The 736-nt window shown below is 65.5% G+C and carries 1 pseudogene; it reads right to left on the bottom strand.

The features are described 5' to 3' along the window. Positions 1 to 736 (bottom strand): annotated as a pseudogene (locus tag ACWR1S_RS30835) (type IV secretion protein Rhs); the annotation flags it as partial.

Genomic DNA, 736 nt, shown 5'->3' with positions numbered 1-736 from the left:
AGCGCGAGCGGGCGGAAGGTGCCGGGTTCGTAGACGTAGCTGCGGTATTCGCTTTCGCTGCTTTCGGCGACGAGGTGATCGCCTTGCCAGAAGAATTCGGTGGTGGCGTCGCCGACGGTTTTGCTGATGCGTCGGCCGAAGGCGTCGTATTGGTAACTGGCGGTCTGGCCGTCGGGGCGGGTCAGGCCGATCAGGCGGTGTTGGCTGTCGTAGCGGTATTCGGTGACCAGTGTCTGCGCGCGGCCGCGGCGTTCGCGGATCAGGTTGCCGAAGGCGTCGTAATCGTAGTGGCGGTCGCCCTGCATCAGCAGACGATTGCCCTTGATCTGGCTCGGGCCGGGGCGGTCCTGCATCAGCAGGTTGCCGGCCGGGTCGTGGGCGAAGGACTCCGGCAGTTCGTCGCGTGAGTGGCGTACGCGGATGAGGCGGTCGAGGGCGTCGTAGCCGTAGGTGCGCTGGCCGTGGCGGCTGTCGGCGATGTGCGCGAGATTGCCGTTGGCGTTGTAGGCGTAATCGCGGCGGTACAGCGCATCGCGCTGATGGCCTACGGCGTGGGCGAGTAATCGTCCCTGATCGTCGTAGGTATATTCGCTGAGCAGCAGGCCTTGCTGGCGTTGTTGTTCGCGGCCGAATTGGTAGACATGACGGCTCAGCTCCGCGCCATTGAGGTCGATGCCGCTCAGTGCGCCGCCCTTGGCGTGGCGGTAGTCGAGCACGCTGTTGTCCGGCAGACGCA

Source organism: Pseudomonas sp. AIG (genome assembly GCF_977020205.1).
The sequence above is the reverse complement of the archived record's forward strand: the minus strand, read 5'-3'. Positions and strand labels throughout refer to the sequence as shown.